The organism is Paraburkholderia sp. SARCC-3016 (assembly GCF_031119615.1).
Taxonomy (GTDB): Bacteria; Pseudomonadota; Gammaproteobacteria; order Burkholderiales; family Burkholderiaceae; genus Paraburkholderia.
This window is the reverse complement of sequence record NZ_JAVHZD010000007.1, coordinates 1-14,840: the sequence shown is the minus strand read 5'-3', so window position 1 is coordinate 14,840 and position 14,840 is coordinate 1. Positions and strand designations below refer to the sequence as shown.

The window sequence follows — 14,840 nt, the reverse complement described above, 5'->3', positions numbered from 1 at the left end:
ATGTTTTCCAGTGTGACCAGTCTTCGCGTCGAAGAATGTTCGCCGTCGCCCATAGCTGCGCCGATCTGCATGCGCTCTCGGGTCAAGCTCGATCCGATCGCTTCACCGGCGACTTGACGTGCCGCAGGCCGTTTTTCGGCGCGCCTTTCGAGCGGTCGACGACAACTGGTTTCGCTGGCAGCCGAGGTTTCGATTCCGAACTGCACGGATAATGGTGAGCGCGCCAGGTACGGCCACAGCGCCGCGCCAACTCCGTATCGAGACCGGAATCACGCATACATCTCGTGCAAGAGCCAGCGACACATCTGCGCGGCGCTGCTTATTGCCGTATCAACGCTTGGCCGGATCGCTGCATCAGCGATCCGGGCAGTGATGCTTTCCCTAGTCGGCAGTCGCCGTTCTCCCTTCCTTCACTACGCCGTAGCTCGCATAACCATAAGCGGCGTATGCATCGCCATAGCGCCCGGGACGCGACACCATATCGTTGAAAATCACGCCGCGAATCGGCACGCCAACCTGTTCGAAACGGCGCACGGATTCGCGCAGTTCGGATACGCTCGTGGCGCCCTGCCGCGCAATCACGAATACCGTGCCTGCCAGCTTCCCGATAATTCCTGCATCCGCGACCGGCAGCACCGGCGGTGCGTCGATCAGCACGAGGTCGTAGGCCTCGTTGGCCCACGCCACGAACTCCCTGAAGCTGCCTTCGCGCAGCAGTTCGCTTGCATTGGTCACATAGCCGCCCGTCGCCACGAAGTCGACGCCCGGCATCACCTCGCGATACACCACCTGGTCGTAATCCTGGTTCAGCTCGAAGAGATTGGTGACGCCGGGAGTGCTCGGCACGCCCATGTGCTGGTTCAACGAGCCGCGCCGCAGATCCGCGTCGATCAGCAGCACACGCTTGCCCGACGCGCCGAATACGGCGGCCAGATTGACCGAGACGAACGATTTGCCCACCATCGGCGTCGGCCCGGCCAGCAGCACGACGCGGTTGGCGGCATCCTCGAGCGAATGTTCGAGCGCGCTGCGGAAGCTGCGCAGGCTCTCGACAGCGGGGTCGAATACGGCCTTATGCGCAAGTACCATGTTCGTGCCCGGCGCACCGCGCGGCACGCGGCGCGTCAGCGAATGCTGGATGCGGCTGCGCGGCACGGCCGCGAAGACCGCGAGCCCCGTCCCCACTTCGATCTCGTCCACGAGCGAAACGCCACGATTCAACCGGTGACGCAACAGCACGATCGCCGAACCGATCAACATCCCGGTGAAGAACGCCGCGAGCAACAGAACGACGCGCTTTGGCCGAACCGGGCTTTCCCCCGGCACCGCGGCGTCGATCATGCGCACGTTCGACACGCGGCCGGCCTTGAGCAGACGCATCTGCTCGCGGCTATTCAGCAGATTCGTGTAGATATTCGTATCGACGGTCACTTCGCGCTGCAAACGCACGAGGTGCTGTTCCAGCGGCGGCAGCGCGCGCGTCTGTCCCGCGAGATCTTTCAGCGACTTCTCCGCTTCGGCGACCTGCCCGTTCACGGCGACGAGCGCGGGGTTGTCCTCGGTGAAGCGTGCCATCAACATGGCGCGCTGCTGCCGCAGGTCGGCGATACGCTGCTGCGCGATAGCGGAACTCTGCAGCAGCGCCGTCGCTTCGGCACCCAGGTTGACGGCCCCATGCTCGGAGCGGAACGTGTTGTACTCGTTCTCGGCTTTCTCGAGTTGTTCCTTCAGCACCGGCAGTTGCTGATCGAGGAAGGCAATCGATTTTTCCGCTTCTTCCTGCGTGCGCTTCGCGTTCTGCCGCAGATATTCGCTGCCGATCGCGTTGAGGATCGTGGCGGTCAGAACCGGATCTTCGCCGTCCAGCACGACGCCGATGACATCGGACTCCTTGCCCTTCTCCGAAATCGCCAACGCGGTCTGCAGCGACTTGATCGCCGTCAGTTCCGAACTGCGCGACAGATCGAAGTCCGTGCCCGGCTGCGCGTCGATGCGGTTCACGAGCAGATCGATCGTGCCGTCCGCGGCCGGCGCATGCAGCTTCTCGCCCACATGTCCCTCGAGCGCGATGCCGCGATACTCGAGCGTGTAGGCGCCGTTGCCCCGGTAGGTCAGGACGAACGGCTTGCCGAGCAGCTGCGGCGGGACGTCGAATTGCGCCACGTCGATCGCTTCGTCGCCCCATGCATAGCCCTGCCACCCTGACCAGCCGGCGAGGTTCAGATGCTGCGCGGCCCAGCGGCCGACAACCGGGAAATAGCGCGGCGTCGCGTGAATATAGAGCTTCGTCGCATTCACGGCCGACGAGACGACGAGCCGCGAACGCAGCACCTCGATTTCCGCCGTCGCACCGGTCTTGATCGCGAATTGCGCGGAGATATCGGCAAGCGCCGTTTTCGCGGGATTCGGGTTTTCTTCCACCTGAATGAGCATATCCGACTGATACACCGGGCGCGCCAGCAACGCGTACATGCCGCCCAATAGCGTACAGACCGCCGCGACGATCAGGATCGTCTTGCGGCCCGAGTACAGCGTATCGAGCAGATTCCCCATATGTCCGCCGTCGGGCGCGATCGGCATGATCGTTTCGATGGGCCCTTCCAGCAGATAGTCACGCTGATTCATCTTGTTCTCCAGGTGGCGTGCGCGCTGAGTGTCGTAGCTTCGGTTCATGCGGGTTTCAGTACCCAACCGCGCGGCTCGCGGCGGCGGCTTGGGTAGTCGGCAAGATCAGGCTGATGACGCGGCTCCACTTGACGAGCGTGGACGTATCGACAAACACGACATCGTTGGGCTGCAATGCGAACGAATCCGCCATGGCCATCGCGGACGCACTGCTCGCGTCGAGATGGAACACGACCGGATTTGCGCTGTCCTGTCCGCGCACGACATAGACCTGAGACGCATCGGCCGACGCCTGGGCGATCCCGCCCGCGTTGCCGAGCGCCTGGTTCAGCGACATATGTCCGTTGTTGAACGCTACGCCGCCGGGGCGCTCGACCTCGCCGACCACGAAGACCTTGCTGTCCGCCGCCGCGTAGACGCGTACGAGGTCGCCGTCGCGCAACACGATGCGATCGGGATTGAAGCCCTTGCGGATCATCTCCGGCATATCGACCGCCACGGTCGTATCGCCGCGCGTCACGGCGACGCGCGAGCGGTCGGCGAGGCTCGTGAAGCCGCCGGCCCGGTTGATCGCTTCAGGCAGCGTCATCGGCCTGTCGTTGAGCACTTCGACGCCCGGCGTCTTGACCTCGCCGTCCACGTAGACGCGCTTGCTGCGGTACGTCTGGATGCGCACCGTGACCTGCGGCTTGCGCACGTAGCGCGCGAGCTTTTCGGAGAGCGCATCGCGCACCCCCATCTCCGACATGCCTTCGACCTTCAGCGGGCCAATATAGGCATACTGAATGAAGCCGTCGTTATCGACCGTGTAGCCCGGAGACACGGAACGGTCTCCCGCGGCGCTGTCGTTGCCGCTGCTCGAGGTCGGCAGGTTGAGCTCGGGATGATCCCAGACCACGATGCTGAGAATATCGCCGGGCCCGATCTGGTATGGCGTGGCTTTGGCGAACAGCTTCTCCACGTCTGTGGGAACGCCTTTGGGCCGCGCGGCCAGTTCCTTTTGCACGAGCTCGCTCGTGATCTCGACGAGTTGGGCGTTTGCCGCGCCCGGAATGCCCCTGGTCGCCACGCTGTCGGGCACGCCCCCGCCCGATGCGCCGCCCGTCGCCGCGGCTGCGTTGCTCGCCGCTGCGGCGCCGCCGCTGGTAGCGGAATTCGACCCCGGACCGCCGTAGGTCATGCCAGGCGCCATCGCGCAGCCGCTCAGCACCACGAGCGCGAGCCACGCGGCGCACACGGCGCCGCGGCGCAATGTTCGCGTTACGCCGGCATGCCGCGCGCCACGCGCGCACGCATCGATCGATTTCATCGCATAGAGTCCCATTGCAATACCCCCAATTTCGTTACAAGGCTCCGGGTCATGCCGTGTGGCCCGGATACCCGACGTGTCGGCGTATTCCCGCTCAATACGCCCCGCTACGGCGAATCACCACGAAAAACGTCTTGAACAGAATCCCGATGTCTTTGCGGAAGGTCCAGTTCGTGACATAAGTGACGTCGAGCGAAACGCGTGTCGCGTAATCGACGTCGTTGCGTCCGCTCACCTGCCAGAGACCCGTGATGCCAGGCGTCGCCATCAGGTAGTACTTGCTCGCGTCGCCGTAACGCTCGAGTTCCTGATCGACAATCGGGCGCGGGCCGACAAAGCTCATCTCGCCGCGCAGGACGTTCCAGATCTGCGGCAATTCGTCGAGACTCGAGCGCCGCAGGAAGTGACCGATCCGCGTCACGCGCACGTCGTTCTTGAGCTTGAATTCGCGTTCCCACTCGGCGCGCGCCTCGGGATCGCGCGCAAGCAGATCCTTGAGCGCCTGCTCCGAATTCACGACCATCGAACGAAACTTCAAACAGCGAAATTTCTTTCCATGCCGGCCGACGCGCGTGTGTCCGTATAACGCCGGACCGCCGTCGCGCTTGACCATCAATGCGATGACGAGGAAGACGGGCGCGAGCAGAACGAGCGCGCTTGCCGCTGCAACGATGTCGAAGAGGCGCTTGAGCGCATGCCCCACGACAGGGCTGCGCACCACGCTGCGGCGCGCCGCGACCTCGAGCGGCTCGCGGGTCCACCATGCCCGCGCGAGACGCAGCACGCTGAACTCCGAAAAGAACAAGGTGTGCGACAGCAGCAGCGAAATACCTGTCGTGAGCGTCCAGTAGATAAACCACGGCAACGGCAGCAGGCGGTCGTGATGAATCGCGTAAAGCAGCACGAGTCCGCACAGTTGCACGGCAAGCCACGCGAACGCCGTGCGGCCTGCCACGTTGAAAATCGATCGGCTGCCGCGCGTGCCGTAGGTGCCGCAAGCGGGAAACACCGACAACGCAAGCGCCGCACAAAACGCCACCAGGGCGGGATCGGGATGACGCGCTTCGCCCATCATCGCGAAGTTCAGGTTAAGGTGTGCGCCGCATACGGCGCCCAGCACGATCAGCACAATATCGACCGTACGTTGCGTTAGCTCAGACATGTCCCCTACCTCAGCGCGTATCGTGTCCATCAGACGTTCGTGCTCCGGCGCGGTCGTCAACGCGAAGCGAACATGCGGATCACTCTGCCCCGGGAGATCCACGCGTTCGCATCGCCCGCCCCGATAAGCCATGGCGACACATTAAGGTTTGAGCAACGGCGAATCCGTGCGCAATCCCACCAACCATGGGCGGTCGTCGCAGACTTGCCGTGTGCGCCGCGTGCGAGCGGCATGACAGGACATCGGTAAACGTCGCGTTGTGCGCGCTCGCGCACATAAGGTCTTGTCTTTTGCGAAACGGCCGGTTTTCACCGAGCCGGATTGATAGAGAGGATTCCGTATCTTACGGTTGACGATCTGTTCACTGCCGGCTTCGTTCCCGCTTGCGAACGCGTAATGCCTTGCAAGCGAAATTTAATCTTCCATGGAAATTCCGGACCGTTCGCCGACGCACACATGAACGACGCACCGGCGCGTCAGAATGGCGTTCGCATGACTCTCTCAAGGAGGGGCTGCCATCGAGAGGCCGGGCTCAGGCAGATCGCGCGGAACCGGCAACTTTCCCACGCGAGGAGTACGCCGTGAAGCATTCCGTAGCCACCGCCGCCGTTCTGCTTTCCGTACTCGCGGGCGCATCGACGGCACAAGCAGGCGATGCCGTGCGAGCGATGCCGGCCGACGCGTTCATCGACACGCTCGGTGTCGGCATCCACCTCACCTATATGGATACCGCCTACACCAATGTGCGCAACGTCTACGACGATCTGAAGTGGCTCGGCATCCGGCACGTTCGCGACTATCCGCCCGGCGACAGGCCGCCGTTTTCGACCTATGTCTTTCTCGCGCAGCTCGGCATCAAGTTCAACGTGCTGACGAACCCGGACTTCGCGTGGTCGGTCGGCGCGGCGGCGCGGTTGAACGCCGCGGTGCCCGGCAGCGTCGTGGCCGTCGAAGGGTCGAACGAGATCGATAACTGGCCGGTCTCGTACCACGGCCTGACGGGTGCCGCTGCCGGCCTTGCCCAGCAACGCGATATCTATGCGCGCGTGCACGCCGCACCTGCGCTCGCGGGTGTCCCGGTCTACGATCTGACCGGCTTCGACACGCGGAAAGTCGAGTCGCGCGCGGGGTCGGCCAATTACGCGAACCAGCACGTCTACCCGCAGAACGGCGAACAACCGACCTATAACTCGAACGGCGACCGGTGGATGCCGGCGGCCATCGATGCCGTCAAGAAATACCAGTTGCCGATGGTCATCACGGAATTCGGCTATTTCTCGATGCCGCAGTCGGGCTGGTACATGATCGGCGTCGACGAGCCGACGCAAGCCAAGGGCGTTCTGAACGGCTATATGGATGCGGCGGCGGCCGGCGTGAAGCGGACTTACGTCTACGAACTGCTCGACGAAAAGCCCGACCCTCAGAACAAGGACAGCGGGATGCACTTCGGGCTCTTTCGCAACGACAACAGCCCAAAGCCGGTCGCCCACGCGATCCGCAATCTCACGACGATCCTGAATGCGGGCAAGACACGTCGCGCAAACGCCGCGGCGACGCGCGGCTCGCTCGCTTATACGCTGTCGGACATGCCCGTGTCGGCGAACAGCCTGTTACTGCAGAAGAAGGACGGCCGCTTCGTGCTCGCGCTATGGAACGAGACGCCGATCTGGGACCGGGCGATCGGCAAACCGGTCGAGAGCCCGCCCGCGCGCGTCGGCATCGACTTCGGCGCAACAGCAAGCCGTGTCGATGTGTACGATCCACTCGTTTCGACGACGCCGTCGGCGAGCCATCGTGACGTGAGCCAGCTTGCCGTCGATGTGCCCGACCACGTGATCCTGCTCGAAATCACCGCTGCGGGCACGCCGCGCATGTAAGCATCGGCGCGCACGCGCAGCGCGCCTTGCGGCGCGCCGTTGCGACCCGCTGTTGCGGCCTTATCCGCGTCCGTAGCTGTCGTCGAAACGCACGATATCGTCTTCGCCGAGATACGCGCCGGACTGCACCTCGATCACTTCGAGCGGCAGCTTGCCGGGGTTTTCGAGGCGATGTTGCACACCGAGCGGAATGAAGGTCGATTCGTTTTCGCCGAGCAGGAACTGCTCGTCGCCGCGCGTCACGCGCGCGGTGCCGCGCACGACGATCCAGTGCTCGGCGCGATGGTGATGCAACTGCAACGACAGCCGCGCGCCCGGCTGCACGACGATCCGCTTCACCTGGAAGCGCTCGCCGCGATCGAGCGAATCGAAGAAGCCCCATGGGCGGCGCACCTTGCGATGCTGATCGGCTTCAGGCGCATGTTCGGCCTTGATCCGCGCGACCAGGCCCTTGACGTCCTGCACGCGCGAGCGGTCCGCGACGAGCACCGCATCGGCCGTTTCGACCACCACCACATTGGTCGTGCCGACGCATGCGACGAGGCGCCCCTCCGAATGCGCGTAGCTCGCGGTCGCGCCTTCGAACATGACACGGCCGCGCGCGACGTTGCCGTCGGCGTCCTTTGCGTGCGCGTCCCACACGGCGTCCCACGAACCGAGGTCGGACCAGCCCGCTTCGAGCGGCACGACCACGCCCTGGCACGGCAGTTCGTCGGTGCCCAGATGCTCCATCACCGCATAGTCGATCGAATCGGACGGACTCCGTTCGAACTGCGCGGCGCCCGGGCGCAGAAATGCGCCGTCGTTGCGGCTTTCCGCGAACGAGGCGACGCACGCGTCGTACATGGCCGGCTGCAGGCGCCTGACCGCCTCGAGCCAGATCGATGCGCGCACCACGAAAATGCCGCTGTTCCACCAGTACTGGCCGCTCGCCAGGTATTGCGACGCGAGCTCCTGCGCGGGCTTCTCGACGAAGCATTCGATATGGTGCGCGCCGTCCTGCAGCGCCGCGCCGATCCTGATATAGCCGAAGCCCGTATCCGGCCGCGTCGGCGGCACGCCGAGCGTGACGATCGCGCCGCCCTCGGCGTGGCAGGCAGCGGAGAGAATCGCGCGCTGGAACGCATCGACATCGGCGATCGAGTGATCGGCCGGCATCGCGACGAGAATCACGTCCTCGCCGTGCGCCGACGCCACCGCCGCCGCGAGCGTCAGCGCCGGCGCGGTGTCGCGGCGCGCCGGCTCGACCACGAGCCGCGCGTCGACTCCGTTCGCATGCAACTGTTCGATCGCGACAAAGCCGTGCTCTTCGCCGCACATGATGATCGGCGCGCCGGCCACCGTGCGCTCGGCGGGAAAGTTCGACATGCGCCGCACCGTCGTCTGCAACAGCGAGTCGGGGCCGACGATGTCGAGCAACTGCTTCGGACAGTTTGCGCGCGACATCGGCCACAGCCGCGTGCCGGAGCCGCCCGCGAGCACGACCGGCGCGAGTGCGAGCGTCTGCGAAGGCGGCAGCTTTCCCGCGAGACAGGCGCGCGAACGTTCGTCGAGGGTGTGGGCGATTGCTTCAGTCTGTTCGCTATCCAACATTTTAGATTCCTGAATATGTAGACGTCTGATTCGCCGAATCGTCGGCAAACAATCCCTTGCGTCCGATGGCGTTCAGTTTCTCTTTAGCGAAATCGAAGTACGGTGCGCCAGCACGCGTAGCGATGCATGTGGCGGCCGGGCCCATGTCGCGCCCGCCGCCGCAAAAGAAAGACGCCGTGCGCAGCAAGTGCTGCGCACGGCGTCCTGAAGATCCGATCGCGATCTGGAGCGCGATGGAATCAGTGCGAGACCCGCCTCAACGCGTCGGGTAGTCGATGCGCTCCACGCCCGTTTCGGTGCCGAGCAGACAGACGTTCGCGCCACGGCTCGCGAATAGCCCGACCGTCACGACGCCGGGCCACGCATTGATCTGCGCTTCGAACGCGAGCGGGTCGCCGATCTTCAGACCTTTGACGTCGATGATCTCGTTGCCGTTGTCGGTAATGTACGGCGTGCCCTCTTTCGTCACGCGCACGACCGGTACGCCGCCCAGCGCCGTCACGCGACGGCCGATCGCGGTGCGCGCCATCGGCACGACTTCGATTGGCAGCGGAAACTGGCCGAGCACATCGACGCGCTTGCTCGCATCGACAATACAGACGAATACATCGGACACCGACGCGACGATCTTCTCGCGCGTGAGCGCACCGCCGCCGCCTTTGATCATCGCGCCGCAGCGATCGATTTCGTCGGCGCCGTCGACATATACAGGCAGCGAGTCGATCTCGTTCAGATCGAACACCTTTATGCCGAGCGCCTGCAAACGCGCGGTGCTCGCCACGGAACTCGATACCGCGCCGCGATATCGACCCTTGTGGGCCGCGAGCGCATCGATGAAGCAGTTCGCCGTGGAGCCGGTGCCGACGCCGATGACCGAGCCCTCCGGCACATTGGCGTTCACGTAGTCGGCGGCGGCCTGGCCGACCAGTTGCTTGAGTTCGTCTTGAGTCATGGAAGTCCGGATGCTGGCGTGCGGAGAAACAGCCAGTTTACCGGACTCGCGCCGGCGCCGGATGAGCATGCGTGGCGGCTGCTCAGAAGGGGCGCCGGCCAGCGGCGATGGGTGGCCTGCGGCCGCTCACGGCAGCTGCTTCGTCTCGCCGGCCGCGGCAGGCATATATTTGTCGAGCAGCGCCTGCGCGATCGCATCGGTTTGCGCATCCGGGTTGCCCGCATAGTCGCGCGGCCGGAAATGCATCTGGAACGCCGCGAATACGCGCCGGGTTTTCTCGTCGAGCACGCCGTCGGTGGCGACGTCGTAGCCGTAGCGCGCGAGTTTCTGTTGCAGGCCGCGCACGTCGGCAGGCGCGTCGGGCGCGCGGCCCGCGAGTTCCGCGGCAACGGTCGCCGCATCGGGCCAGGCGCCTACACCGGCATCGTAGAGTTGCTTCCACGGAAAAAGCGGACCGGGGTCCGTCTTGCGTTGCGGCGCGATATCGCTGTGGCCGACCACGCGCGTCGGCGGGATGCCGTAGCGCGCGACGATGTCCTTCGACAGACGGATCAACGCGTCGACCTGCGCAGGCGGATACGGCTGCCACGTGCGGCCCTGCGGCGTATCGATCGGGCCGAGGTTCACGTTTTCAATGCCGATCGATGCGGCGTTGAGCTCGGTCGTGCCCTGCCAGTAGCTGACGCCCGCATGCCACGCGCGCTGCGATTCCGGCACGAGTTGCCGGACGACGGGCTCGCCGTTCCTGACCGGCGGCGCCGCCGGCACGAGGTAATGCGCGCTGACCTGTTCGGTGGTCAGCACGTTCAGCGACTGCGCTTCGTCGATTTCCGTGTAATGCATGACAAGGAAACGGATGCGCGTGTCCGCGTAGTGCGCATGATGGCTCGTATCGGCGTAATAGGTTCCGCGGTCGATCGTCGTGGTCGTGCAGGCGGCAAGCAACACGGCTGCGAAGGCGAACGCAACACGCATGGATGGGCGCACGAGCGCCGGTCCAGGTCGGCAAATGCGGGCGAGAGGGCGGGCGAAGATCATCGTGACGGTTCTTGTTCTCGAAGCACCGGTGAGAAGCCGCGCAGCAAGGAAGCCGCGCGGCGAATCGGACTATTTCGCCGCGGCCCTCTGCCGCACCGCTTCGAACAGACACACCCCGCTCGCCACCGACACATTGAGGCTCTCGACGCTCCCCGCCATCGGAATATGCATGACCTCGTCGCAGGTATCGCGCGTGAGGCGGCGCATGCCCTCGCCTTCCGCACCCATCACGAGCGCAACGGGCCCGTCGAGTTTCGTCTGATAGAGGCTCGCGGGCGCATCGCCGGCCGTGCCGACGACCCAGACTCCCGCATCCTTCAGTTCGCGCAGCGCGCGAGCGAGATTCGTGACGGTGATATACGGCACCGTGTCCGCCGCGCCGCTCGCTACCTTCGCGGCGGTCGCATTGAGGCCGACCGCCCGGTCGCGCGGCGCGATCACCGCATGTGCACCGGCCGCGTCGGCCACGCGCAGACACGCGCCCAGATTGTGCGGATCCGTCACGCCGTCGAGCACGAGCAGCAGTGCCGGCCCGCTCAGGCCGTCGAGCAGTTCGGCGAGATTCTGCGCGAGCGGCAAATCGGTTGCGCGCGCAACCACGCCCTGGTGACGCTCGGTATGCGCCAATCCCCACAGCCGCGTTTCGTCGGCGGCGATCACGCGCACACCGGCTTCTTTCGCGAGGTGCAGGAATTCGTTCATGCGACGGTCGCGCCGCGTCTGATCGTAGTAAACATCTTCGATCGTCGACGCGTCGTGCCGCATCCGGGCGATTACCGCATGAAACCCGTATAGAACCTTAAGACGTGACATGACTGAAACTACCTTTTATTAGCGAACGCCATTAGCGCATCAACGCTTTTTTCTGGACTGGCCCTTCGCCGATTTCGCCGACGCCGAACGTTTCCTCGCCGCGCCACGCGCCGCGCGCGCTTCTTTCACCGCGACGCCCGGCGCTGGCGCGGCCTTCTTGCGATGCGCGCCGTCACCCGGCGCCAGCGAGCGCACGCGCGGTCCGCCGTCGCCGCGCTCGCCGCCCGATTTCTCGAGCGCCGCGGCGCGGCTCGACGGAGGCTTGATCGGCGTGTCGCGCACGAGACGGAAATCGATCTTGCGCGCGTCGAGGTCGACGCGGCTCACCTGCACGCGCACGCGGTCCGATAGCCGGTAGCGGATGCCCGTGCGTTCGCCGCGCAGTTCATTGCGGATTTCGTCGTACTGGAAGTAATCGGAACCGAGCTCGGTCACATGCACGAGCCCTTCGATAAAGAGCGCGTCGAGCTGCACGAAGATGCCGAACGACGTCACGCCGCTCACCATCCCGCCGTACTCTTCGCCGAGCTTGTCGCGCATGAAGTAGCACTTGAGCCATGCTTCGACGTCACGCGAGGCTTCGTCCGCCCGCCGTTCGTTCGACGAGCAATGCAGCCCGAGCTCTTCCCAGATCGCGGTGTTTTCGCCGCGGCGGCCCGCGCGCTTTTCGTCGTCGGCCTGCATCGCACGCGCGCGCGGCGACAACGCGGTGTTCAGCACCACGCCTTCGGGCGCTGCCGGCTGGTACTTGCGCCCTTGCAGGATCGCGTAGATCGCGCGGTGCGTGAGCAGATCCGGGTAGCGGCGAATCGGGCTCGTGAAGTGTGCGTAGGCCTCGTACGCAAGGCCGAAGTGACCGATGTTATCGGGGCTGTAGACGGCCTGCTGCATCGAACGCAACAGCATGGTCTGCAGCATCTGCGCGTCGGGCCGGTCGCGGATGTGCGCCATCAGCGCCGCGTAGTCGCTCGCGTGCGGCGTCTCGCCGCCGGTCAGCGTCAGGCCCATGCCGCGCAGGAAGGTGCGCAGGTTTTCGAGCCGCTCCGCCGTCGGTCCCGCGTGCACGCGGTAAAGCCCCGCATGCCGGTTGCGCTTCATGAAGTCGGCCGCGCAGACGTTCGCGGCCAGCATGCATTCCTCGATCAGCTTGTGCGCGTCGTTGCGATGGCGCGGCACGATCTGCTCGATCTTGCCCTGCGCGTTGCAGACGATATACGTTTCGGTCGTGTCGAAATCGATCGCGCCGCGCTTCTGGCGCGCCGCGAACAGCGCCTTGTAGACGCCGTACAGGTTCTGCAGATACGGCAACAGCGCCGCACGGCGCGCGGCCTCGGGGCCCTTCGTATTCGCGAGCACCGCGGCGACCTCGGTGTAGGTGAGACGCGCGGCCGAGTGCATGACGCCCGGATAGAACTGATACGCCTTGATCTCGCCGCGCGCGGTGATCACCATGTCGCAGACGAGCACGCAGCGGTCGACGTGCGGATTCAGCGAGCACAACCCGTTCGACAGCTTTTCCGGCAGCATCGGAATCACGCGGCGCGGGAAATAGACGGACGTGCTGCGCTCGATCGCATCGACATCGAGGCCGCTGCCCGGCATCACGTAGTGCGATACGTCGGCGATCGCGACGATCAGGCGGAAGCCGTCCCCGCGGCCAACCTTCATCGGCTCGCAGTACACGGCGTCGTCGAAGTCGCGTGCGTCTTCGCCGTCGATCGTGACGAGCGGCACGTCGCGCAGATCGATGCGGTGGCGCAGATCCGCGGGCCGTACTTCGTCGGGCAGCTTCGCGGCGGCCTCGAGCGCCGCATCGCTGAACTCGTGCGGCACGCCGTATTTGCGCACCGCGATTTCGATTTCCATGCCGGGATCGTCGATATCGCCGAGCACTTCGACGACGCGTCCAAGCGGCTGCGAATGGCGGCTTGGGAAGTCGGTGAGTTCGACCACGACCACCTGTCCCACCTTCGCCTTCTTCGTGTTCTGGGTGATCAGGATGTCGTGGCCGATGCGCTTGTCTTCGGGCGCGACGATCAGCGCGCCGTTTTCGTTGAGCAGGCGCCCGATCACACGTTTGTTCGCGCGGTCCGTGACCTCGACAATATGGCCTTCGGGTCTCCCGCGCCGGTCGTAGCCGACGATGCGCGCGAGCACGCGGTCGTTATGCATGACCTTCTGCATTTCGCCGTTCGGCAGGAACAGGTCGTCCTGACCGTCGTCGCGCACGAGAAAACCATAGCCGTCGCGATGGCCCTGCACGCGGCCCGCAACGAAATTCGACGGATGGGTCAGCTGATAATGCCCGCGCGGATCGAGCCGGATCTGGCCGTCGCGTTCCATCGCGGCCAGCCGTTTGAAGAAGCCTTCGCGTTCCTGGCGCTTGATCGAAAGCGCCTCCGCAATGTCGTTCGCAGCAAGCGGCGTTTCGCTCGTACGCAGCACGCCGAGGATTTCTTCGCGGCTCGGGATGGGATACGGATATTTGCTCAAGGGCTTATCGATGGTTTTTCTCGGTGCGTGGACGTCGCGGATCAGGTGCCGGGCTTACACTGCGCGGCGCTAACGCTGCGTCGGGCTTGCCCTGCTGTCAACGTACTGCTGCGGGCCATTCTATCATCCGTCTCTTAATGCAAACCGCGTCGCGAGGCGCATACGCAAGGCTTTGCAGCCCGCTTTGTGACCACTTTGAAGCCGGCTTCGAAGCCCGTTCGGCGCGGCGCGAACGGCTTCTGCCGAACGCTTGACAGAACCCGTCAGGTCGCTATAATTGCGGTCTTTGCTGTTTCGCGTGTGTGTTTCCTTCACCGGAGCGGCGGAAAAGACACCTTGCCCAGGTGGCGAAATTGGTAGACGCACTAGGTTCAGGTCCTAGCGGTGGCAACACCGTGGAGGTTCGAGTCCTCTCTTGGGCACCAAAGATTCAAAAAAGGCCAGCATTTGCTGGCCTTTTTAGTTTTCGGCGCGGCTTGAATATGGCCGCCGTCTTTTAAACTTTCATTGACACAATGCCTTATGCCGCTACAATAGCGGTCTAGCTTGAGACGTGCCCAGGTGGCGGAATTGGTAGACGCACTAGGTTCAGGTCCTAGCGGTGGCAACACCGTGGAGGTTCGAGTCCTCTCCTGGGCACCAGCAGATTCAAAAGAAGGCCGGCAAAATTGCCGGCCTTTTTCATTTCCCCTTCCTCATTTCGGCCTCGCACCATCTGCACCGTCGGTCAGGCAAGCCGAAAAGCGCCCGACATCTGCTGCTGCTCACGCGGCGCGATACCGAGCGGCGCCGCAATCTTGCGCCACTGAGCCACGATCCGCCGCTGCCGCTCGACGATCTCAGCCGCCGCTTTCGCGCGCACGCGAAAATAAGGCGCTACCTCGAACGCCAGTTGCAGATCCATAAGTCGGATCGTAGCCATGTCGTTCTGTGAGCCAAGGAGTTGGTAGAATGTTTTGTCTTCCTAAGACCGCTTGG

10 protein-coding genes and 2 tRNA genes are annotated in these 14,840 nt (G+C 64.4%); 4 read left to right on the top strand and 8 right to left on the bottom strand.

Annotation, left to right across the window (positions count from 1 at the left end; all coding sequences use genetic code 11):
• Positions 1-381 precede the first annotated feature (381 nt).
• The 3 genes from QYH69_RS08860 to QYH69_RS08850 all read right to left on the bottom strand — a co-directional run bounded on the left by QYH69_RS08860 (position 382) and on the right by QYH69_RS08850 (position 5,096).
• Positions 382-2,625, bottom strand: coding sequence for a GNVR domain-containing protein (locus QYH69_RS08860; protein ID WP_308831513.1), 2,244 nt, complete (start codon positions 2,623-2,625; stop codon positions 382-384).
• 55 nt (positions 2,626-2,680) lie between these two features.
• On the bottom strand, positions 2,681-3,934 hold the full coding sequence (locus QYH69_RS08855; protein ID WP_308831512.1) for a polysaccharide biosynthesis/export family protein: 1,254 nt from the start codon (positions 3,932-3,934) through the stop codon (positions 2,681-2,683).
• Between the two features lie 94 nt (positions 3,935-4,028).
• Positions 4,029-5,096, bottom strand: coding sequence for a sugar transferase (locus QYH69_RS08850; protein ID WP_308831511.1), 1,068 nt, complete (start codon positions 5,094-5,096; stop codon positions 4,029-4,031).
• A gap of 581 nt (positions 5,097-5,677) precedes the next feature.
• Between QYH69_RS08850 and QYH69_RS08845 the strand changes: the two genes are divergently transcribed.
• A complete protein-coding gene (locus tag QYH69_RS08845) occupies positions 5,678-6,973 on the top strand; it encodes a calcium-binding protein (RefSeq protein WP_308831510.1) in 1,296 nt (431 codons plus the stop codon).
• A 60-nt stretch (positions 6,974-7,033) separates the two neighbouring features.
• Here QYH69_RS08845 and QYH69_RS08840 read toward each other — a convergent pair whose 3' ends face one another.
• From QYH69_RS08840 to rnr, 5 genes are all read right to left on the bottom strand, one after another.
• Positions 7,034-8,566 (bottom strand): mannose-1-phosphate guanylyltransferase/mannose-6-phosphate isomerase, encoded by a 1,533-nt coding sequence (locus QYH69_RS08840; protein ID WP_308831509.1) that lies wholly within the window; start codon positions 8,564-8,566, stop codon positions 7,034-7,036.
• Between the two features lie 256 nt (positions 8,567-8,822).
• The gene (gene rpiA / locus QYH69_RS08835; protein WP_308831508.1) at positions 8,823-9,518 is read right to left on the bottom strand and encodes a ribose-5-phosphate isomerase RpiA; all 696 of its coding nucleotides are present in this window, start codon (positions 9,516-9,518) and stop codon (positions 8,823-8,825) included.
• 126 nt (positions 9,519-9,644) lie between these two features.
• The gene (locus QYH69_RS08830) at positions 9,645-10,493 is read right to left on the bottom strand and encodes an N-acetylmuramoyl-L-alanine amidase (protein WP_308831507.1); all 849 of its coding nucleotides are present in this window, start codon (positions 10,491-10,493) and stop codon (positions 9,645-9,647) included.
• Positions 10,494-10,625: 132 nt separating this feature from the next.
• Complete coding sequence (rlmB, locus tag QYH69_RS08825) at positions 10,626-11,369, bottom strand: 23S rRNA (guanosine(2251)-2'-O)-methyltransferase RlmB (RefSeq protein ID WP_308831506.1); 744 nt, start codon at positions 11,367-11,369, stop codon at positions 10,626-10,628.
• Between the two features lie 39 nt (positions 11,370-11,408).
• The gene (gene rnr / locus QYH69_RS08820; protein WP_308831505.1) at positions 11,409-13,862 is read right to left on the bottom strand and encodes a ribonuclease R; all 2,454 of its coding nucleotides are present in this window, start codon (positions 13,860-13,862) and stop codon (positions 11,409-11,411) included.
• Between the two features lie 338 nt (positions 13,863-14,200).
• Here rnr and QYH69_RS08815 point away from each other — a divergent pair.
• The 3 genes from QYH69_RS08815 to QYH69_RS08805 all read left to right on the top strand — a co-directional run bounded on the left by QYH69_RS08815 (position 14,201) and on the right by QYH69_RS08805 (position 14,796).
• Positions 14,201-14,287, top strand: a tRNA-Leu gene (locus QYH69_RS08815).
• A gap of 130 nt (positions 14,288-14,417) precedes the next feature.
• Positions 14,418-14,504: transfer RNA gene (locus QYH69_RS08810), tRNA-Leu, on the top strand.
• A complete protein-coding gene (locus QYH69_RS08805) occupies positions 14,464-14,796 on the top strand; it encodes a hypothetical protein (protein ID WP_308831504.1) in 333 nt (110 codons plus the stop codon). Before QYH69_RS08810 ends, QYH69_RS08805 begins: the two co-directional genes overlap by 41 nt.
• The last annotated feature ends 44 nt before the right edge of the window (positions 14,797-14,840 follow it).

Bases quoted from the DNA above. Each gene is read 5' to 3' on its own strand.
- QYH69_RS08860 (WP_308831513.1), bottom strand. From the start codon at position 2,625: ATGAATCAGCGTGACTATCTGCTGGAAGGGCCCATCGAAACGATCATG.
- QYH69_RS08855 (WP_308831512.1), bottom strand. From the start codon at position 3,934: ATGAAATCGATCGATGCGTGCGCGCGTGGCGCGCGGCATGCCGGCGTA.
- QYH69_RS08850 (WP_308831511.1), bottom strand. From the start codon at position 5,096: ATGTCTGAGCTAACGCAACGTACGGTCGATATTGTGCTGATCGTGCTG.
- QYH69_RS08840 (WP_308831509.1), bottom strand. From the start codon at position 8,566: ATGTTGGATAGCGAACAGACTGAAGCAATCGCCCACACCCTCGACGAA.
- rpiA (WP_308831508.1), bottom strand. From the start codon at position 9,518: ATGACTCAAGACGAACTCAAGCAACTGGTCGGCCAGGCCGCCGCCGAC.
- QYH69_RS08830 (WP_308831507.1), bottom strand. From the start codon at position 10,493: ATGCGTGTTGCGTTCGCCTTCGCAGCCGTGTTGCTTGCCGCCTGCACG.
- rlmB (WP_308831506.1), bottom strand. From the start codon at position 11,369: ATGTCACGTCTTAAGGTTCTATACGGGTTTCATGCGGTAATCGCCCGG.